This is a genomic window from uncultured Paraglaciecola sp., assembly GCF_913058035.1.
GTDB lineage: Bacteria > Pseudomonadota > Gammaproteobacteria > Enterobacterales > Alteromonadaceae > Paraglaciecola.
The window spans coordinates 38,031-58,957 of the sequence record NZ_CAJXPA010000001.1; the positions used below are offsets into that span (position 1 = coordinate 38,031).

Genomic DNA, 20,927 nt, shown 5'->3' on the forward strand with positions numbered 1-20,927 from the left:
ACAGTCTAGTATTTAATTTATTTTGTTTTATCAAATTAACAGAGAATTTTATGACAAATGCTAATCAGTTGCCACAACAACCAAGCTACAAGAAATATTTGATTTGGCTGCTCCCTTTTATTGCACTAACTGCATTGGTTTTGTTAATGAAAGCATCTGGTAATGGGCAAGATCAACAATCGCCAATTGAGGTCAAAAAACTACTAGTTAATGTTATGCCTATTGAATGGCATGATCAATATGTCCAAGAAGTTTTAGTAGTTGGATATGCTGAAGCCCTTCAAACAGCAGAAATTGGTTTTGAATTATCTGGCTCTGTGGTCGATATACTGGTTGATGAAGGGGATGTGGTGGTTGAAGGACAGATACTCGCTAAACTTGACGAACAAAGACTTAGGGCAAAGATGAATGAGTTGTCTGCCATTTTAAATCGTGCTAAATCTGAAGCTAATTTGGCTGAAATTTCACTCAAGCGGGTAGTTAAATTGGTAAACAAAAAACTTGAGTCAGCTCAGCGTTTAGACGAATCAAGAGAGTCAGTCAATGCGGCCAAGGCTTTTGTGGAAGAAATTTTGGCCCGCCAACAAACTTTATTTGTTGAGATAGAAAAAACCAAGCTACTGGCACCTTTCGATGGCAGTGTTGTTACCCGTTTAGTTGATAAGGGTAAGGTGGTGGGTGCTGGGCAAACGTTATTTAATCTGCAGCAAAACGGTCAACTTGAAGCTAGATTTGCTCTCTCATCTGATTATGTGGACAAACTTTCACTCAATCAATTGATGACACTATCAACACAGTCAGAGCAAATATCAGGAAAAGTTAAATCCATTGCCCAGCAGCGCAGATTAGATACTCGTACAGTCGATGTGATCGTTAGTTTAACAGAGCAAATCCACTCGATTCTACCAGGTGACTTATTACATATTGCTATCAGTACTAACATCAATGCGCAAGGATTCTGGGTACCGCGTAAAGCGTTAGTTAGTGGGGTCAGGGGGTTATGGAGTTTGTTTGTTGTCGAAGTGATTGATGGCGAGCAGCAATTAGTGACTAAGCTAGTTGAAATAGTGCATGCAGATGACAAAAAAGTATACGTACGCGGGGCTTTGCAAGATGGTGTAACGGTGGTAATAGATGGTGTACAACGCGTAGTATCTGGGCAAAAAGTATTAATCAATGAAAACACTCAAAAGCTGTCTAGCGTTACTTTAGGTTCATTATAATGTCTCATCCTATTCAGTCGAATGATCAGCAGCAATACCCCTGGTATAGCTTGTTTTTTCGTAATGGGCACCTGTTAGTTCTAAGTATTATGGTGCTGGTGGTGGCGGGGTTATCTGCGATCAATAACATCCCACGTTTAGAAGATCCCAGAATAGATACCCGCAACGTATTAGTCATCACTCCCTATCCAGGGGCATCAGCAGAGAGAGTTGAAGCATTAGTCACAGATGTTATTGAAGACGAACTTAGACAGTTGTATGAAATAAAGGAGATAAACTCTACCTCACGCTCTGGTACCTCTGTTGTTTTTATCGAATTACAGGCATGGGTAGATAATACCAGTAATGAACAAATATTCTCTAAAATCCGCGATGGTCTAAACAACGCTAAACTTAGTTTCCCGAAAGGAGCCGGAGATTCTTTTCTTGATGAGCGCAGGGGATCTACTGCCTTCACTCTCTTAGTGGGTTTACAAGCTACGCCAGATAATACTGCACCTTTGTCTATCATCAGTCGGATGGCAGATCATTTATCGGACCAATTACGCAATGTACCTGGTACGGAGTTAGTCAGAATATACGGAGAGCTTGATGAAGAAATTCAAGTTACGATTAACCCTCAACAATTAACCCGTTCAGGTTTAACTATTGCCCAAGCCAGTGAACTGATTACTGGAGCTGATCCAAAAGTACCTGCTGGAACGATGTATTCGACTGAACAGAACATACGCATGCAAATCGCACAAGAACTAGACAGCGTATCTACGATTAGAAACTTACCGCTACGCGTAACACAGCAGGGCAGGTATTTGCGAATAGGCGACATAGCAACAGTAGAAAGGGGAGCTCGGTCACCGGTTAATGAGATTGGTTTGGTCAATGGAAAACAGGTGATATTCGTTGCATCACGAATGCAAACGACTCTACGGGTGGATACGTGGACCAACAATGCCAAAGAAATTGTGGGTAGGTTTAATGCTCAGTATGGTAGCACCGTTCAGGCAAATATCGTGTTTGAACAAAATACCTACACTGAAACCCGCTTATCTGAACTAACCATAAATTTGCTGCTTGGTAGCTTAGTAGTTATGGCAGTGGTATTCATTTTTATGGGGATAAAGGCTTCATGGATAGTGGGGTTGTCATTACCACTTTGCGCAGCATTTGCTATTTTTTCGTTGAGTTTTTTTAACGAACAAATTCATCAAATGTCGATATTTGGTATTATCATCGCCATTGGTTTGTTAATTGATAACGCGATTGTCATTACCGATGAAATTAGAATTAAACTCATCAACCCAGATGTCAGCCGAATCGATGCTTTACTAAAAAGCATCCAACATTTATTTGTCCCTTTACTAGCATCCACTTTGACCACCATTTTAGGCTTTATGCCGATTTTTTTATTGCCAGGTAATATTGGTGACTTTATTGGCTCTATCGCTATAAGCGTTGTTATGGCGCTGATTGGCTCATTATTTATTTCATTAACGATTATCGCTGCACTTGCTGCGCGATTTTTACCCAGAAAGTCAGAGGTGTCATCTGCATGGTATTCCATTGGAATTCAAGCACCATCAATTAGTCTTGGCTACAGGAATGCACTAGAGAAAGCGCTCAAAAGACCTTTTTTGGGTATATTAGCGTGTCTTACCATTTCAGTATCTGGATTTATTTTAGCTGGACAATTAGGTAATGTGTTTTTCCCTAGTGCTGACAGAGATCAATTTGAAATATACTTGTGGATGCCAGAGGGCACATCAATTAATCAGACTCAAACTGTGGTTGAAAGTGTAGATGAACTGATCCGCAAAAAACCACAAGTGGACCAACTTAGTTGGTTAGTGGGCGGGTCATTTCCATCTGTGTATTATAATCAAACAATGAATAAAGATAATTCAGCCCACTACGCTAATGGAGTGGTAAAGGCAAAAAGTGTTTCAGACGCCAAGGCATTAATAGGACAATTACAAACTGAGTTAGACCAAGCCTTTCCACAAAGTAAAATCGTGGTACGCGCATTTGGTCAAGGTCCACCTGTATCAGCCCCGGTGGGAATAAAAATACTGGGGCCAGATATCAATACTTTAAACCTGCTAGGTGATCAAGTTAGGTTGGCGATGTCACGAGTACCGGGGATATCCCATTCTATTACTTCTGTCACGTTTGGTGAACCAGAGTGGGTACTTGAGGCAACTCAAGATGCGAGTCAAATGGCGGGAATGTCCTTAGTCGACGTTGCACAACAATTACAATATGCCTTGGACGGAAAAGTAGGTGGCTCGATATTGGAAGGGACTGAAGAAATTCCCATCAGAATTAGGGTGGGTGACAGACTCAGAGGTGAACTCGCACAAATTCAGAGTTTACCTTTGTTGAGTGAAAAACTGATTAGCCAAGGTGTGTGGATGCCAGTATCTGCCTTAGGTGACTTTTTGTTGAAACCAACAGTCGCGGGTATTAGAAGAGAAAACGGTGAGCGAGTTAATAAGGTTGAAGCCTATTTGCTGCCAGGTGCCACCGCCATAGATGTGAGTAAACAAGTATTAAAAAGTTTAGAAGATATGAATTTTACCATGCCCAAAGGCTATCGATTTAAATTGGCTGGTGATGCTGACGAACAACAAGAGGCATTAGGCCAATTAGCGACATACGCTCCTGTTTTACTCGTATTGATGATTACTACGTTGATATTATCGTTTCGAAGTCTGCGATTAGCTTTGGTCATTGGGTCTGTTGCGGTTTTATCTGTAGGTTTAGGCATGTTTAGTCTTTGGTTATCAGGCTTACCTATCGGTTTTAACCCTTTGCTGGGGTGTGCGGGACTTATTGGTGTGGCTATCAATGGCTCAATTGTGGTTATCGCTGCCATTAATGCCAATCCACTAGCGAAAGCAGGCAATATTGGGCAGATTGTAGAAGAAACTATGGGTTGTAGTCGGCATATTTTATCTACAACCTTCACAACGGTAGGGGGATTTATACCTATATTATTGTTTAGTGATGGCACTTTTTGGCCGCCATTAGCCGTTGTTTTGGCTGGAGGTGTAGGCTTTTCGGTTATTTTATCTTTGGTATTCACACCTTTAGTTGTATCCAGATTATATAGACCAGCGCAAGGTATTTAATGCGAGCGTTCAAGTAAGTCTTTTTTACAATACGTCTAGAAATATGTGTTGTGGGATAAATAATCACAAGGTTGTTGCTTGATATCTTATTTGCGAGGTAGGATTCATTTTCAAAGTAGCTGCTAGGGGAGGACGAAATCTGTGGAAAAATTTTGGGTTAGCTGGTGGCAAACTGATTGTGTGAGATGTAAGCGGATAAGAGCTTTGCTAATTTGGGCAATATTCAGTTGTGTAATTTACCTTTGGTTTTGGAGATAAAGTAGACATTATGCAAGACACGATTGAAATTAAAAGGCAAGCCAAACGTAATGTGATAGTCAGCTTATTAGTCGGTTTAGTAGGCTTGTTTTTAGCAAGCATCGCGTTCTCGATGTTACCTGAAACAATGTACGTGATTGGAGTATTTTTAACCAGTGCATCACTAGTGGCATTATTGATCGCTTGGGTCAAATATAGAGAGCCCCAATTTAGTTTTCTTCTTTCTAAAACGTCTATTCTTTACAAACATCGACACGGCCAATGGCAGCTTGATTGGAGTAATATTCAGCGTGTTGATGTACCGAAAGTGACGCAGGGATTAGAGCATAAATCACTGGATATGGTAGCGATAAAGATTAAAGATTACTCAGCCTTTTTAAAGGGTGTTTCGCCACGGTTAATGACTAATATCTTGATGGAACAGCGTCCATTATTGTTTTACGATATGTCTGCAACAAAAGACTGCGCCAGCGGAAGTTGCAATAGTGACGATATGTTGGAGAGCGATTATTTTAAAGATAGTAATGGAACACAGTACAAGGGTATTCAGGCTATGTTTGCTAATCGTATGTGTAAGTTAAGAACACGTTTAGGGTATGATATTTTTGTTGCGGGTTCTGAGTTAGACCGCCCAGAACAGAAATTTGTCGATTTAATGCGGCAGTGCCAGCAGCGAGTATTAACTTCGTCAAACTCAGATAATGAAGCTAAGTAGTTCCTAAAGCGGAGATTAAATAATCTTCGCTTGTCTTACAGCCAACAATAGGTTGTGAGACTCATTCTTTAATCTGTTAACTCGTAATTTTGCTAACTCAATTTGTTTACGTTTTAATGCACCTTCCATATCATTACACAGCGCTAACATCACTGGCACACCTGTGTAACAGCAGGCACCGTGCAATTGATGTACCTTGGCTTGCATTTCCTCATAATCTTCAGTTTGATTCGCTTTTTCTATGGAATTTACTAGCCCCGGTAATTGTTGTACAAATTGTTGCAAAATATCTTTTGCTGCATCTTCATTCTGATAAGCGCGCTTAAGCGCGAGTGACCAATCAAAACTAGGCTGTTGTGCGTTAATAGGATCCGGTATCTGACACCAACGTTTGATTAAGTCTATAAGATCCGACAAGTTAATCGGTTTAGGCAAATAATCATCCATCCCTGAAGCCAGCAATCTGTCTTGTTCTTCTTTAAAAGCGTGAGCAGTGACTGCGATTATAGGTGTGCCTAAGTTCAAGTCTGTTTGACGTATATATTTGGTGGCTGTTAACCCGTCCATGTTTGGCATTTGTACGTCCATGAGGATTAAATCGAATTCATGTTCTTTGCATTGTGCAACCGCATCTGCCCCACTAAATGCCAAAGTAAGTTGCAAATTAGTTTTTTTCAACCAAGTCGTCAGTAAGCGTAAATTTATCTCCATATCATCCACAGCTAAAACCTTAGCACTGGGTAATGAAGCTAAACGCTGTTGTAACTTGTCAGTTGGACTTTCTTCTGGCACACGCAGTAGGCTATTCAATTTGCCTAAAGTTAATGGAAGACGCATTTGATGTGAAAAATATTGTGATAAGTCGCTTCGATTTGATAATGACTCGACACCTGAATACAACAATATGGCTTTATCTGTATTAAGGTGTCGTGTGGCCTCTAAAATACTAGGTAGAATGTTTTCTTTATTGTTTGGTACACAAATAAATACTAAATCGTAATGTTGCTTTAATTCTCTCAGGTAGGCTAGTGATTCAACACCGGTAACATTTGCGCCTAAGTATGTCAGTATTTTCACACCACAATGGCGAGACTGAGGAAAAGGGTCAAAATAAATAATTTTCTTATCTAACCATTCACTGTCCGGACTAAGTGAAAGATTAGTATTTAGTAGATTGGATCTGATTGTCACTGTGAAAACACTACCAGAATGCGGTACGCTTTGAAGAGTGAGTTCTCCGCGCATCAGTTTGACCAGTTCTTGGCAGATTACCAGACCCAACCCTGTGCCTTGATAAGACCGACTTAAGGCATCGTCAACCTGTGAAAAAGCGGCAAACAGCTTTCGTTGATCTTCGCGACTTATGCCTATTCCGGAATCTTCAATTTTAAGAACAAGTTCGTAAATACCATGCTCACGCTCTTTTCCATAGGCTGAAAGACTGACAAAACCATAGTCAGTAAACTTGAGCGCATTACCTAGAAGATTGTTCAAAACCTGTTTAATTCGATAACTATCACCAATCAGCTTTTCTGGTAAAGGTTCTAGGTTATAAATAAATTCTAAATTTTTCAGGTGAGCTGATTTAGCCATGATGCTGACCATATCTTCTAACATTTCATTTGGTGAAAAAGGATGGTTGTTGATTTTCAACTTACCAGCTTCGATTTTAGAAAAGTCCAATACATCATTGACAATACTCAGTAAATTGTCGGCGGCTGCATTAATAATATTGACTTGCTCTTGTTTTTCTGGCGGTAGTGATTCTGAATGTAACTCTTTGCTGAAGCCTAATATGGCGTTCAAAGGAGTGCGTATTTCATGGCTCATGTTGGCTAAAAACTGTGACTTGACTTTACTCGCTGTAATCGCGTCTTTGCGAGCAATATCTAAACGAACGTTTTGTTCTTCAACAAGTTCAATATTATTTCTTAAATCTTCTGTTGTTTGTTCTACTTCTTGCTCTAACTGGTGACGACTTTTGTCCATTATGGCTAGTGAAAATAGACTTGCCTCAATGAAAACACCTAGTTGAAAACAATAAGCAGTAAAGAAATTTGATGGTAGAACAGTTATGAGACTTAACATACCGATAAGTGCAAAAACAGCTAGGATACCCCATGCAAAAATAAAGTATCGAGCGGCATAAAACTGATTTCTATAGCTCTCAAAACCGGCATAAGTATAACAAATAATAGCTAGGACACTGGCGAGGTAAACCAATCTATTCTGCCAAATTGGAGGTAATATGTTAAATATCGATAGCAGGCCTAGGATTGTCAACAGACCAATACAAATCTTAATATAAACTAACGAATTAGGTGCTGATTTAGACATTTCTAAAAAAGATATAGTAAATAATCCGGAAGAAATACCAACGATCACATAAATCAAATCTGTATGCGGGGCTACCCACATGGTGATAGAACTAGGCATCAATAAGTGTAAATGACCACCCCAAACAAATTGCCACAGTAGAACGGAAAAAATATAACCCACATATGCCAACAAGCTATTTTCCCTTAATCCTAAATAGAGAATAATGTTGTAGACAGCCAACATGAGAAGTCCACCGTAAAATAGTCCCCATATAAGGTTGTCATAAAAATTGATTTTTTGGTGATGGTCATAGGTTTGAATATCAACTGGCGCTACTAAGGAAGAGCGGTCACTCTCAACACGCACGAATAAGTCGACGGTCTCCGCATAAGGCAGCACTACTTTTAATGTTGGGAAACGATATTTAGGATTCTGTCGAATTTTACCGTGACTTGTATGACCCAAAACTTCATTATCGAGCATTACGTAGATGTCTACTTTTTCTATTTGTGTAAACGCAACATCGATGACCCATTCTTTGTTTTCGGTAACGTTGCTGATAGTGGTGTGCAACCACATTCCTTTGTCGAAGAGGCCATAGTTTGGGTTGTTACTGCGTCGCCATACAAACTCATCCAGTTTTTGTTTAACGTCGAATAGTCCTAATGGATTATCTGTTTCTCGGAATACCTTTAGTTGAGGAGATAATCTAATCGATTCATTGGTGGTAATTAACTGAACATTCCCCTGAGCGATGGCAAACAGAGGAATTAACAAAGTAGTTAAAAAAGTAGTTAACAAAGTAGTTAACAATAAAAATCTACAAACTCGATAAGACATCAAATTAAGTCGGTATGTGGAATAGATAACAGCATTAAACCATCACACTAATACCTATAGCAAACCTTAGCTTTATTTTGATGGTAGTTGCATAACTAAAGATAAACTTAGGTGATGTAATCAGTGCCATTTATAGGGTAGTCTATTCAATATAGAAATGTGGTCTTAGGTAATAGTTACTTTCAACCAAAATTTTAAACAAGAACAAGTGGTAAAAGCAAGCAAACATGAGTCAAGAAACCATTATTAATAAAGATGGCATCGAGCAGTTAACGATGCGCCGATTCACTGAAGAATCTTACCTAAACTATTCGATGTACGTCATTATGGATAGAGCATTGCCACATATTGGTGATGGTTTGAAACCAGTGCAAAGACGTATCGTGTACGCCATGTCTGAGCTGGGCTTGAATAACGCAGCTAAATATAAAAAATCAGCACGTACTGTTGGCGATGTACTAGGTAAGTTTCACCCTCACGGGGACTCAGCCTGTTATGAAGCTATGGTACTGATGGCACAGCCATTTTCCTATCGCTATCCACTGGTCGATGGACAAGGTAATTGGGGAGCGCCAGACGATCCTAAATCGTTTGCTGCGATGCGTTATACCGAATCTCGATTATCTAAATTTAGTGAGGTTCTATTAACTGAGTTAGGTCAAGGAACAGTTGATTGGCAGCCTAACTTTGATGGTACGTTAGATGAGCCAAAGGTACTCCCTGCACGTTTACCGCACATATTGTTAAATGGTATTACCGGAATTGCGGTAGGTATGGCAACTGATATCCCCCCACATAATGTACGTGAAGTTGCCAACGCTTGTGCTTATTTGTTAGACAATAGTAAAGCCGAGTTACACGAATTATTAGAATTTGTACAAGGTCCTGATTACCCTACAGATGCAGAAATTATTACAGCAAAATCAGATATTATTAAAATTTATGAAACTGGCCGCGGTTCCATCAGAATGCGAGCCGTGTATTCAGAAGATGGTGGCGATATTATAATTACCGCGCTCCCTCATCAAGCATCTGGTGGCAAAATACTTGAACAAATTGCTGCACAAATGCAGGCTAAAAAATTACCTATGGTCAGTGATTTACGTGACGAGTCAGATCACGAAAATCCAACTCGGTTGTTGATTACACCCCGATCAAATCGTGTTGATGTAGAACAATTGATGCAACATTTGTTTGCCACAACAGATTTAGAAAAAAGTTATAGAGTTAATATTAATATGATTGGCTTAGATGGCCGACCTCAGGTCAAAGACTTGCGGATGATATTAACAGAATGGTTGAGCTTCAGAAAAAGTACAGTTGTTCGCAGGTTGCAGTTTAGATTAGACAAAGTACTTGCCAGACTGCACATTCTTGAAGCTTTGATGATCGCTTTCTTAAATATTGACGAAGTAATCCGCATTATCCGTTTTGAAGAAAAACCTAAACAACAACTAATGACACAATTTAGTCTGTCAGATATTCAAGCTGAAGCCATTCTGGATTTAAAATTACGCCACCTTGCTAAATTAGAAGAATTTAAGATCCAAGGTGAACAAGAAGAATTAGCGAAAGAGCGAGATGCATTACAGTTATTGTTAGGTTCTGATAAACGTTTAAAAACGCTGATCAAAAAAGAAATATTAGAGGCGGCAGAGATATACGGTGATGATAGGCGTTCGCCACTTGTTGCACGAGGTGAATCGAAAGCGTTAACTGAAAAAGAATTAATTCCTTCGGAATCAGTCACAGTAGTGTTGTCTGAAAAAGGCTGGGCACGTTGTGCTAAAGGCCATGATGTGGATGTAGAAGGTCTGAGCTATAAAGCTGGTGACAGCTATCAGGCTAGTGCTAAAGGACGAAGTAATCAACAAGTTGTATTTATAGACTCTTCAGGTAGAACATTTTCTTGTGACGCCCATGGTTTACCTTCAGCTCGTAGCCAAGGAGAACCATTAACAGGTCGATTTAATATTGTCAGTGGCGAAAATGTTGAACATATGGTTATGGGGAGTGATGATCAGCAGTATTTAATGGCATCTGACGCTGGTTATGGTTTTGTTGGTAAATTTAGCGATATGGTCAGTAAAAATAAAGCAGGAAAAGCCTATTTGTCCCTATCTACAGCCGCTAAAATTATTGGGCCAAAGCTAGTATCCGATCTCAAAACTGATTGGTGTTTAGCTATTTCGAGCGAAGGTAGAATGTTAATGTTTCCGCTACGAGATTTGCCAAGTTTAGGTAAAGGTAAAGGTAACAAGCTGCTGAGTATTCCATCGGCAAAGGTACAATCCAGAGAAGAATATGTAAGAGTGTTAGCAGTAGTCCCGCAAGGCGCTAATGTTAAAATCTTAGCGGGTAAAAGAGGTATGACGTTAACCGCAGCTGATCTTGAACATTATCAAGGAGATCGAGGCAGACGCGGAAATAAATTACCTCGAGGTCTACAGCGAGTCGACGGAATAGAAGTTGTAAAAGCTGGGGTAGCTTCTACTCAGGCAGATGAAATCGATCCTACCGATAACAACGGTTCGGGTTTATCTTTGCAATAACAGACTCACTGTTAAGTGGATGCAACGATTTCATCCGCTTTTCTTCGCTATCAAACGCCTCTCACTTCACTTTTTAGTTGACTGAATAAGGTCTCATATACATGTCCAATATTTTTTTAAAGTATTTGCTAGCGCTTGTTTTATTGACTTTTTTTAGTACCTCTTTTGCAGAGCCTAAGGAAGAGGCTGATGAAAAGCCTATTGTCATTATGATTGGCATTGACGGACTTCGAGCAGATACATTGGAACGAATGCCTGCACCTTATTTGCGGTCATTAGCAGATTCTGGCGTTCGTGCCAGTATGATCCCAGCTATGCCGACAAAAACCTTCGTGAATTTTTATTCTTTAGCAACAGGTTTACACCCAAAAAATCATGGCTTTGTTTCAAATTATCCTTATGACCGAAAAATAGGACGTAAATTCAATCGTCAAACAGACGTAAGCGATCCTAAGTGGTGGGGCGGCGAACCTATTTGGATAACCGCTGAAAAACAAGGTGTCAAAGCGGCAACGTATTTTTGGGTCGGTTCAGAAGTTGAAATCGATGGTGTTCGTCCATCATTTTGGAAACCATATCAACAAGATAAAGACTACGCAGAACGTGTTGAAGAGGTGTTAGGGTGGCTTGCTCTTCCTGAAAAAGAGCGCCCAAGGCTAATTACTTTATATTTTTCAGCAGTCGACAGTGCAGCACATGATTTTGGTGTGGGTTCAGCGCAAGAACGAGATGCTGTGGCTAAGGTTGACCAACATATTGGTGATTTGCTGCACGGACTCAACAAGCTCGGACTTGAACCACAAACTAATATAGTGGTTGTAGCGGACCATGGAATGGTTAATTTGTCTGATCAACGTGTGATTAATATTGACCCGTGGTTGGACTTATCAACTTTTATTATTCCCGATTGGTCAGATGAGAGAAGCTCAGTACACGCTCCGTTTCTAAATCTTTATGCAGCACCTGTTTCAGTAGATACAGCATATACAAAATTACACAAGGCCCATCCCAACATGCGCGTTTTAAGACGTGGCAATTTCCCCGCTAATTATCATTTTGACCATCCACAAAGAGGACCTGATCTGATGCTGTTAGCTGATCCTGGTTGGAGTATTTATGCCAGTCGAGATAAACGAAAGCCGGAACCAATGGCTAAATTAGGTCGCCCTGTTGCCACTCATGGTTATGATAATCAAGACCCATTGATGCACGCCATCTTCATAGCTAGTGGCCCAGCATTTAATAAGAAGCTGACGACCGCACCTTTCGATAACATAGAAATATATGGATTATTGGCCTGCGCTTTAAAAATAAAACCATCTAACACGGATGGAGATATTAAAAATGTGCAATATTTAATGGCACAAGATTGCTAATTTTCTTCAGAGTAGTGTCCTGACCATAAGGCCTGGAATTAAGTGGCTTATCCACGGACTTTCAGTTTAATCATTTTGGGGAACCTTAAAATAGTGCCTACAAGCACAATACTGCTACCTTAATATTGGATTTTGGGGCAAAAACCTCAAAATTACTTGGGCTCAATTTCTCTAACATGACGTTTGACTGATAACAATGAACCAGTCAGACCTAGAAGGACTGACAGGCCTAACATCCACAAGAAAGTAGAGAGGTCAGCACCGGTTAAATTGAAACTCTTTTGATATAACTCGCTGACTGCACTAACACTGCTGCTCATCCACCATAAAAGTAATATAACCACTATCCACGCTAGTAAACCACCTAAAAATCCATACCAAAAGCCTGTGTACATAAAGGGACGCTGGATAAAAGCATCTGTTGCACCGACAAGTTTCATCACTAAAATCTCGTCTTTTTTACTAATAATGTTGAGTCTTATCGTATTACCAATAATGAGAACAACGGCAAGGAACAGTAAAAGAGCGATAACTGAGACCAAATCTTTGACGACATTAAGCAAAGCATGCAGGCGTTCAAGCCATTCAATATCTAACTTGCCCACATCAACTTCTCTTTCGTCTTTGAGCTTATCTAAAAGTAAACGAGCGGCAACAGGACCGGAATGGCGGCTTGTGGGTGTGACCAATAACACATTAGGCAATGGATTTTTATCTAAGTAAGCAATAGCATCACCAAAGCCAGATAATTGTTTAAATTCATCAAGTGCTTGGTCTGCCGATATGTAGTTTATCGAATCAATTTCTGGCCAGAGTTGAATTCGTTTTAAAAGTTGCTCTATGTCTCCTTGACTTACTTTTTCTTTTAAAAATAAAGATATTTGAGAAGCTTGTTCCCAACCAGAGCTTACATTTTCAGCATTTTTTACCATTACGTAGAGTGTGCTAGGTAAAGTAATACTTAATCCTAGTACACCTATCGTCATCAGTGACGAGGCTTTTGAGCGCCATAGTTCACCCAAGCTAGCCAGTGCTTGTCTAAAATGGCTAACAAAAAACATCAAAAAACGCTGATATGCAGATATTTGTGAAATTTGTGCACCTTGCACTCGACCTTTAAACAATATGCTCATCTACTTAACCTACACAATGAGGTATCTAGTACAAAGCTAAAAGCTAAATTAAAGAAAAGGTTATACATAAAGATCGCCATTTTGAACTTCGTCAGTCAGACCATCAGTTATCATCTGACCTTGTTTGAGTGTGAGTGTTCTATATTTCATGCGTGCAATCAGTCCAAGGTCATGAGTCGCGATAAATACGGATACACCTGCTTGATTAAAATCCTCAAACAAACGAATAATTTCCATTGATAATTTGGGGTCTAAATTACCTGTTGGTTCATCCGCTAATAACAGAGGTGGTTTGTTTACTACGGCTCGGGCAATACCGACTCTTTGTTGTTCACCGCCTGAGAGCATAGCAGGCAAATTTTTAACCTTATCTCTTAAACCTACCATCTCTAATGCTGCATGAACGCGTTTCGCTGTTTCTTTATGTGAATAACCTTCAATAATTAAAGGTAACGCTACGTTGTCAAAGACACTTTTATCCATCAACAATTGGTGACTCTGAAAAATCATCCCAATATCTCGGCGTATATAAGCAATTTGTTTTCGTTGAATATTACTTAAATCATGTCCATTGATTAATACTTTACCTACAGTCGGTCGATCCATGATGGATATCAGCTTCAGCAAGGTGCTTTTTCCGGCGCCTGAGTGCCCAGTTAAAAAAGCCATTTCTCCAGGCTCAATATGAAAATCGACCTTTCTCAAAGCTTGTTGTCCGCCGGGATAGGTTTTACTGACTTGTTCAAACTTAATCATAAAATGGCTTAATTTGTTTATTATTGCTGACGTTCAGGCTCTGAAAATAACGCATTTACAAAATCTTGGCTATTAAAAGGTCTCAAATCGTCAATGCCTTCACCTATACCGACATATCGAATAGGAATAGTAAATTGATCGGCTATGGCAAAAATTACCCCGCCTTTTGCGGTACCGTCTAATTTTGTTAAGCTTATTCCAGTTAAGCCTACTGCTGCATCAAATAGCTTAGTTTGGCTTACCGCATTTTGTCCTGTGGCCGCATCTAAAGTCAGCATGATTTCGTGTGGGGCTTCAGGTGCAATTTTTTTAATCACTCGCACCACCTTCTTGAGCTCTTCCATTAAATGTTCTTTGTTTTGTAAGCGGCCAGCGGTATCTGCAATCAACACGTCGATATTTTTTGCCTTGGCGGATTGAAATGCATCAAAAATGACTGATGCGCTGTCTGACCCAGTTTGTTGTGCAACTACTGGAATATTATTGCGCTCGCCCCAGACTTGAAGTTGTTCAACCGCCGCTGCTCTGAAAGTATCTCCTGCTGCCAACATCACTTTCTTACCTTGCTGCTGAAATTGCTTAGCCATCTTGCCAATCGTGGTGGTTTTACCTACGCCATTCACCCCGACCATTAAAATGACAAATGGACCAGACTCCGTTTTAAGGGTGAGCGGGGACTCTACTTTCTTCAATATATCGCCCATTTGTTCTTTTAATAATTGGTATAAGGCGTCACCGTCCTTTAATTGTTTACGATTTGAACTTTCAGTTAGTTGCTTGATGATTTTAACTGTTGTGTCCATTCCTACATCCGCCACCAATAGCTGTGTTTCTAGCTCTTCAAACAATTCATCATCAATGGCCTTGCCACGAAACAAGCTAACAATGCCACTGCCGATACTTTCTTTGGTTCGAGACAATCCACGTTTTAGCTTACTAAAAAATCCAACCTTTTCAGTATCTGTAAATTCTTGTTGTTTGATGGGTGATTTATCTAATGTTTCTTCATTTTCTTCTAAAACATTGTTGTCCAAGTTGAGATTATCTGTAATCACATCTTGAGTAACAACAGGTTCAGGACCTGATTCAGGATCAATAGTTTCCTTGCCCTTTTCTAATATACTTTCTGAGGTAGTGTTATTACTGGAACAATTGTTTTTGACTGTTAATGGCTCTATCTTTCGAGTATTAATCGTAGACTCATAGCTCGCCATTGTTTCAATTTGTTGTGGTTTAGTTATCTCATTGGGTTTGGCAATGGGCTCGTTTGAGGTGGAAGTAGTAGAGATGGAATTATCATTCTCTATTAATTCTGGCTTTAAATTTACATGTTCAATTGTCGTTTGAATAGGAGCTTGATCAACAACAGAAGGCTCTTCATGTTGTTTTTCTTTTTTCAGCCATTTGAAAAACTTTGACATACCGGTGAGAAATCCTAAGTAATTGGGTAAACTATTTAAATAATTCATAATAATAGCATTTCTATACCAAATGAAGCGAGACGAAAAACGTTCAACAAAGAGTAATACACTAGCCGGCTCAAAACCTAGTGGCTTAGTACGGATCATTAGTGGGCGTTTTCGTGGACGTAGATTACCGGTACTCGATGTTCAAGGCTTGCGACCAACAACGGATAAAAATAAGGAAATGTTATTTAGCTGGCTGACCCCATACACCTCGGATGCAAGATGTTTAGACGCATTTGCTGGCAGTGGTGGTTTGGGTTTTGAAGCGTTGTCGCGTTATGCAGATTGCTGTACTTTTATTGAGTTAGATAAAAGTGTGGCAAAAAATCTAGCCGCTAATATTCAATTGTTGGGTTTATCTGCGCAACAGGCGAAAATCATCCAAGGTAATACGTTAAATACGATGATGACGCTTAGTAACACGGAACGGCCATATGAGTTGATTTTTTTAGACCCGCCTTTTAATCAAAATTTACTACCTGAAACGATTGAACGTATCGTTGAAAAAGACTTATTAGCTATCGATGGTGTTATTTATATCGAATGTGAAGGCCAAGGTATAATTTATTCAGTTCCTGAAAACTGGAAAATGCTCAAAGAAAAACACAGTGCGCAGATCTTGGCTAGAGTTTATCAACGCATCAGCTAAGGTTATTTAGATTTCTAAACCAATGTTGCTCATACCCTCTGCGGTGGCTAATTGTTTAAGTTGTTTACAGCTTTCGGCATTTTTTGCGCACGTTGACAAAAATATTAATAACTCTTGTTGAGTTTCGATTTCCCATTGCATCAATGGGTGTTGTTTAATATCTACGTCGCTGATGTCTTCTTCAGTACTGGCTTCAATAAACGCCTCTACCCCGCCTTGAGATAATTTGCTAACAACAACTGCACCTTGTGGATCTTCCCCTTGAATCAGTAAAATGGTCGCTGATAGGGACATAGCCATGTCAATTGCTGGATAGACACCATAATTATCAAAGTCCACAGCATCAGGCACTGCGTCTTCAACTTTTTCTAGTTGAACGGAAAAGTTTATTTTTGCTTTGGGCACAGCTAACCATTCCCAAATTGAATTCAGACTATTACGATATTGAGCAGGATCAGCAAATTCGGTGGCTTCACAAAACAGCACATAGTTGGGTAACATTCGTTCCAAAAGTGTGGCTGAAAAGGCAACTGCATGCCACCCTTCTAGTTCTCTAACTTGTTGGAATATATTCAGTTTTTTTTTCAAAGTTACTCTCATTATTATTTGTACGAGCCTGCGTCGGATGATGCAAGCTCAAATATGTAAAAGGTTTCTCACAAAATTCATCGTATTCAAATAAACAGAATACTTAGAGCGCAAAGTGTAAAAAAATTAAAAATAACATCATGTAATACTTAACTAGCCGAGAGAATAATATTGTCCTATACCGTCCAATAACATTTGGATAGAAATCATGATCAAAATCATGCCCATCAGTCTTTCTATGGCGATCAATCCCCTTTCACCTAATATCCTATGTAGTGTGCTAGATAACATCAGGATAGTCGCTGAGGCTAACCATGCCGCTCCTAAAGCTAAAGACCAATCTAGCATACGGTTATGATCTTGATTTGCCAATAATATAAGTGCTGCTAATATGGAAGGACCCGCTATCATTGGGATAGCTAATGGCACAATAAATGGTTCCTCATCAGAGGTTAAACCTGCCACGCCTCCTGGCTGCGGAAATACCATCTTTAAACCGATCAAAAATAGAATAATACCTCCGGCTATGCTCACGCTTTCTTGGCGAACGTTTAAAAAGTTCAACACAGCTTGTCCGCTAAACAAAAAGGTAAACATAATAATCAAAGAGAATAACAGTTCTCTCGCTAATACTATTCTTCTTCGCCTAGGCTCAATTGTTTTTAACACGGACATAAATACTGGCATGTTACCCAGTGGATCCATAATCAAAAATAAGGTGATTGCAGCAGACCAAATATCCATCAGTGACTCTAAAATTACATTGTTTTTTATTAGTTTATATTATCTCACCCTTACACCCTAAGATTAGTTTTATTTTCAACAGCTTGATAATTATATGAAAAAGGGTGAATAGTGGATGCAGATTTGAATTCAAATGAATAGCTGGGTAATTTTTATTTGCATACTTTGCGCTTTATCAATGTTTCATCAAAATATAATAAGAAAATTGAAAATTGAATAGTGGGTTCGATGATTGTCAAGTAAGTAGCCGAGTTTCTAGTTATTTAGGATGCGGCAATCGATTGATAAGCAAGAGTCTGCTGAATGCTGCCGATAAAAATCAATTTTTGTAAAAAGGACAAAAAGAATAAAAAGGACAAAAAGAATAAAAAGGACTAAAAGATATTTATTGTGCGTTTAAGGGGCTGGGAATTGTCCTAAAACCGAAGGAGCGGCCGTGATAATGCACGCTCCTTCGATGGTGCTTACTCTTCTAGTAAAGCACGCGCTATTGTTCTAACCCCTTGCGCCGTTGCGCCTACAGGCATAGTTACGGAGCCACTGGCGTTGTATGCCGCGGCTAAGTCAATATGCAACCATCCGGTACCTTCTTCATTAACGAACCTCGATAAGAAACCTGCTGCATTGGATGCGCCACCTCCACCGCCCCCTTTTTGAGATTTACTGTTAGCAGTATTAGCAAAAGCAGACGGGCATTTATATCGATGCCATTTTTCTAAAGGTAAACACCATGAAGGTTCAAACTCTTGTACTGAATACTCTAAAACTCTTTGCTGAAGCACTTTGTCTAAGGCAAAAAAAGCATTGTATTCTTCGCCCAACGCCACCATTGCCGCGCCTGTCAGTGTGGCTGCATCTATAATTAATTTAGAACCCGTTTCAGTAGCAGCCATTAAGCCATCGGCCAAAACTAGTCTGCCTTCAGCATCGGTATTGACTACTTCTACCGTTGTGCCATTTTTGTAGGTGATTACATCACCTAATTTATAAGCATGACCACTGATAAGGTTTTCAGCACAACATAAAAATAACTTAACCCTCTTTTTTAAGCCTCGCAACATAGCTAAGCCAAGTGCGCCAGTGACGGTTGCTGCGCCGCCCATATCACATTTCATGCTCAGCATGCCCTCACTGCTTTTGATACTATACCCACCGCTATCGAATGTAATGCCCTTACCCACTAGGCAAGCTGAAATAGGTGCGTTGATATCGCCTGTAGGATTATAGTCAATTTCAATTAACACTGGGGGGCGAGTGCTACCGCGACCCACATGATAAATACCCATCCAGCCTTGCTCTTTGAGTGCTTCACCCACCCACCTTTTGCTGCTTATATGCTTTTCATCTATACCTGAAAGCCAATTTTCGCAGGTATTAGCAAGTATTTCTGGAGATAAATCTTCAGGTGTTGCATTGGTGATGTTTCGAGTGAAAATCATGGCTCGATATCGATTTGATAACTCGTTTATATTAGCATCGTCACACCACTTAATATGGTGCTGCTTATTAGTGGTAGTAAAGCTTAAAGCGAAAGCCCATTGCTGTTCAATTTCCCAGCTTCCAGACAATTCAACTTGTAACACACCCAAATTATCAAGCTTACGTGCCGCTTTTTTAACAAGGTCTAAATCATTTTGATGTTCCACTAAGTGAATTTGTGCAGCTTGACCATTTACAGATAAAACAGTACCGGATGAATAATAATCAGCTGCAGCTTGATTGGTAATAAAAACAGATAAAAAAGACATAACTACTCCATCTAGAAAAAGGTGGGTAGAATAGCATGACGCTTTTAACCCAACATCATTATAAGTAGCTATTATGCAGTTCTCTTCCCCTCTTATTCAAGGCACATTGATCAAACGTTATAAGCGATTTTTAGCTGATGTACAGCTGACTGACGGTAGCATCGTTATTGCACATTGCCCAAACACAGGGGCAATGACCGGGTGTGCAGAGCCTGGATGGCAGGTATGGCTGTCGCCCAGTGATAATCCAAAACGTAAGTTGTCGTATACATGGGAAGTGGTGTTAACTGATCAACATCATTGGATTGGTATCAATACTCAAAAAGCTAATGTATTAGTCAAAGAAGCCATACAACAAAATAAAATATCTGAATTGTTAGGATACAAAACCTTGCAGGCTGAAGTAAAGTTTGGGGAAGAGAATAGTCGGATTGATTTTTTACTCACAGATCCTGAAAAGGATGATTGTTATGTTGAAGTGAAATCCGTCACTTTATTACAAGAAGATACCTTACAGGGGAGTGCGGGGTATTTTCCAGACGCAAAGACCTTACGTGGACAAAAACATCTGCGAGAGCTTAGTCATATTTCCAGCCAAGGGAAACGAGCCGTATTGTTTTTTTGTGTGCAACATTCAGGCATTAAATCAGTACAAATAGCGACGCATATTGATCCTGATTACGCTAAAGAGCTCAAAGAGGCTATGCTAAACGGAGTCCAGATTTTATGTTACGGTTGCGACATAAATTCGGAAAAAATTTATATAAATCAGAATTTATGTTTTTTTTCATAATATAGACATTGATTTTTTCAGCAAGGCCTCCATATTGGCAGCTAATGAATCGTTTTCACTGTAACGGAAGATGTTAAGAGCAAGCGATTGCCTGTGATACGAGTTTTTGATATACATAACCTCATACACAAAACAGCTCTTGCCGTAGTTTAGGAGAATTGGCATATGCCAACAGCAAAAACTAACAAAACACTTGGATTATTATCACTAGCCGGTTTGTTTCCTTACGAGGAGAAGAAAGGCGAAGAGTACATGAACGAAAAGCAAATGGAGCATTTTTGTTTATTACTTAAAGCATGGCGCGAGCAACTTCGTCAAGAAGTAGACCGTACCGTTCACCATATGCAAGATGAGGCAGCTAATTTTCCTGATCCTGTAGACAGAGCAGCGCAAGAGGAAGAGTTTAGTCTTGAGTTACGAACCCGAGACAGAGAACGTAAGTTAATTAAAAAGATTGAAAAAACACTCAAGCGCATTGATGAAGACGATTTTGGCTTTTGTGATGAATGTGGTATTGAAATTGGTGTGCGTCGTTTAGAGGCGAGGCCTACTGCAGACATGTGTATCGATTGCAAAACTATGGCTGAAATTAAAGAAAAACAACTTCAGGGCTAACATTGCCTTTTATCCCAAGTGGCG

Annotated in this window: 15 protein-coding genes; 8 read left to right on the forward strand and 7 right to left on the reverse strand. The window is 39.7% G+C overall.

The genetic code is table 11. The features are described 5' to 3' along the window. The first annotated feature begins 50 nt into the window (after nucleotides 1-50). The 3 genes from QZ562_RS00185 to QZ562_RS00195 all read left to right on the forward strand — a co-directional run bounded on the left by QZ562_RS00185 (nucleotide 51) and on the right by QZ562_RS00195 (nucleotide 5,324). Nucleotides 51-1,223, forward strand: a complete 1,173-nt coding sequence (locus QZ562_RS00185; RefSeq protein WP_293755327.1) for an efflux RND transporter periplasmic adaptor subunit — start codon at nucleotides 51-53, stop codon at nucleotides 1,221-1,223. Further along, complete coding sequence (locus QZ562_RS00190) at nucleotides 1,223-4,351, forward strand: efflux RND transporter permease subunit (protein ID WP_293755329.1); 3,129 nt, start codon at nucleotides 1,223-1,225, stop codon at nucleotides 4,349-4,351. Before QZ562_RS00185 ends, QZ562_RS00190 begins: the two co-directional genes overlap by 1 nt. A 268-nt stretch (nucleotides 4,352-4,619) precedes the next feature. Further along, the gene (locus tag QZ562_RS00195; protein ID WP_293755331.1) at nucleotides 4,620-5,324 is read left to right on the forward strand and encodes a DUF2982 domain-containing protein; all 705 of its coding nucleotides are present in this window, start codon (nucleotides 4,620-4,622) and stop codon (nucleotides 5,322-5,324) included. Between the two features lie 15 nt (nucleotides 5,325-5,339). On the opposite strand, the gene QZ562_RS00200 is transcribed toward QZ562_RS00195, so the two are convergent. Then, nucleotides 5,340-8,456 (reverse strand): hybrid sensor histidine kinase/response regulator, encoded by a 3,117-nt coding sequence (locus QZ562_RS00200; RefSeq protein ID WP_293755332.1) that lies wholly within the window; start codon nucleotides 8,454-8,456, stop codon nucleotides 5,340-5,342. Between the two features lie 254 nt (nucleotides 8,457-8,710). Here QZ562_RS00200 and parC point away from each other — a divergent pair, with 254 nt between their 5' ends. After that, nucleotides 8,711-11,035: a DNA topoisomerase IV subunit A gene (parC, locus tag QZ562_RS00205; protein ID WP_293755334.1), complete on the forward strand. Its 2,325-nt coding sequence runs from the start codon at nucleotides 8,711-8,713 to the stop codon at nucleotides 11,033-11,035. A 101-nt stretch (nucleotides 11,036-11,136) separates the two neighbouring features. Beyond that, the gene (locus QZ562_RS00210; protein WP_293755336.1) at nucleotides 11,137-12,411 is read left to right on the forward strand and encodes an ectonucleotide pyrophosphatase/phosphodiesterase; all 1,275 of its coding nucleotides are present in this window, start codon (nucleotides 11,137-11,139) and stop codon (nucleotides 12,409-12,411) included. Between the two features lie 152 nt (nucleotides 12,412-12,563). On the opposite strand, the gene ftsX is transcribed toward QZ562_RS00210, so the two are convergent. From ftsX to ftsY, 3 genes are read right to left on the reverse strand one after another with little or no spacing between them, the layout of a single operon-like run. Next, nucleotides 12,564-13,544 (reverse strand): permease-like cell division protein FtsX, encoded by a 981-nt coding sequence (gene ftsX / locus QZ562_RS00215; protein WP_293755338.1) that lies wholly within the window; start codon nucleotides 13,542-13,544, stop codon nucleotides 12,564-12,566. Between the two features lie 60 nt (nucleotides 13,545-13,604). Next, nucleotides 13,605-14,300: a cell division ATP-binding protein FtsE gene (gene ftsE, locus QZ562_RS00220; RefSeq protein WP_293755340.1), complete on the reverse strand. Its 696-nt coding sequence runs from the start codon at nucleotides 14,298-14,300 to the stop codon at nucleotides 13,605-13,607. A gap of 20 nt (nucleotides 14,301-14,320) precedes the next feature. Further along, nucleotides 14,321-15,721, reverse strand: coding sequence for a signal recognition particle-docking protein FtsY (gene ftsY / locus QZ562_RS00225; RefSeq protein ID WP_293755342.1), 1,401 nt, complete (start codon nucleotides 15,719-15,721; stop codon nucleotides 14,321-14,323). Between the two features lie 70 nt (nucleotides 15,722-15,791). Here ftsY and rsmD point away from each other — a divergent pair, with 70 nt between their 5' ends. Continuing rightward, nucleotides 15,792-16,415 carry a 16S rRNA (guanine(966)-N(2))-methyltransferase RsmD gene (gene rsmD / locus QZ562_RS00230; RefSeq protein WP_293755344.1) on the forward strand — a complete coding sequence of 208 codons (624 nt, stop codon included), beginning with the start codon at nucleotides 15,792-15,794 and terminating at the stop codon, nucleotides 16,413-16,415. Nucleotides 16,416-16,421: 6 nt separating this feature from the next. Here the strand turns inward: rsmD and QZ562_RS00235 are convergent, their stop codons facing one another. From QZ562_RS00235 to pepB, 3 genes are all read right to left on the reverse strand, one after another. After that, a complete protein-coding gene (locus QZ562_RS00235) occupies nucleotides 16,422-17,015 on the reverse strand; it encodes a YjaG family protein (RefSeq protein WP_293755346.1) in 594 nt (197 codons plus the stop codon). Nucleotides 17,016-17,156: 141 nt separating this feature from the next. Beyond that, on the reverse strand, nucleotides 17,157-17,747 hold the full coding sequence (locus QZ562_RS00240) for a YhgN family NAAT transporter (protein ID WP_293755348.1): 591 nt from the start codon (nucleotides 17,745-17,747) through the stop codon (nucleotides 17,157-17,159). 464 nt (nucleotides 17,748-18,211) lie between these two features. Next, the gene (pepB, locus tag QZ562_RS00245) at nucleotides 18,212-19,495 is read right to left on the reverse strand and encodes an aminopeptidase PepB (RefSeq protein ID WP_293755350.1); all 1,284 of its coding nucleotides are present in this window, start codon (nucleotides 19,493-19,495) and stop codon (nucleotides 18,212-18,214) included. A gap of 73 nt (nucleotides 19,496-19,568) precedes the next feature. Here pepB and sfsA point away from each other — a divergent pair, with 73 nt between their 5' ends. Next, a complete protein-coding gene (gene sfsA, locus QZ562_RS00250; protein ID WP_293755352.1) occupies nucleotides 19,569-20,288 on the forward strand; it encodes a DNA/RNA nuclease SfsA in 720 nt (239 codons plus the stop codon). A 165-nt stretch (nucleotides 20,289-20,453) separates the two neighbouring features. Continuing rightward, nucleotides 20,454-20,903 carry an RNA polymerase-binding protein DksA gene (gene dksA / locus QZ562_RS00255; protein WP_293755354.1) on the forward strand — a complete coding sequence of 150 codons (450 nt, stop codon included), beginning with the start codon at nucleotides 20,454-20,456 and terminating at the stop codon, nucleotides 20,901-20,903. Nucleotides 20,904-20,927: the final 24 nt, after the last annotated feature.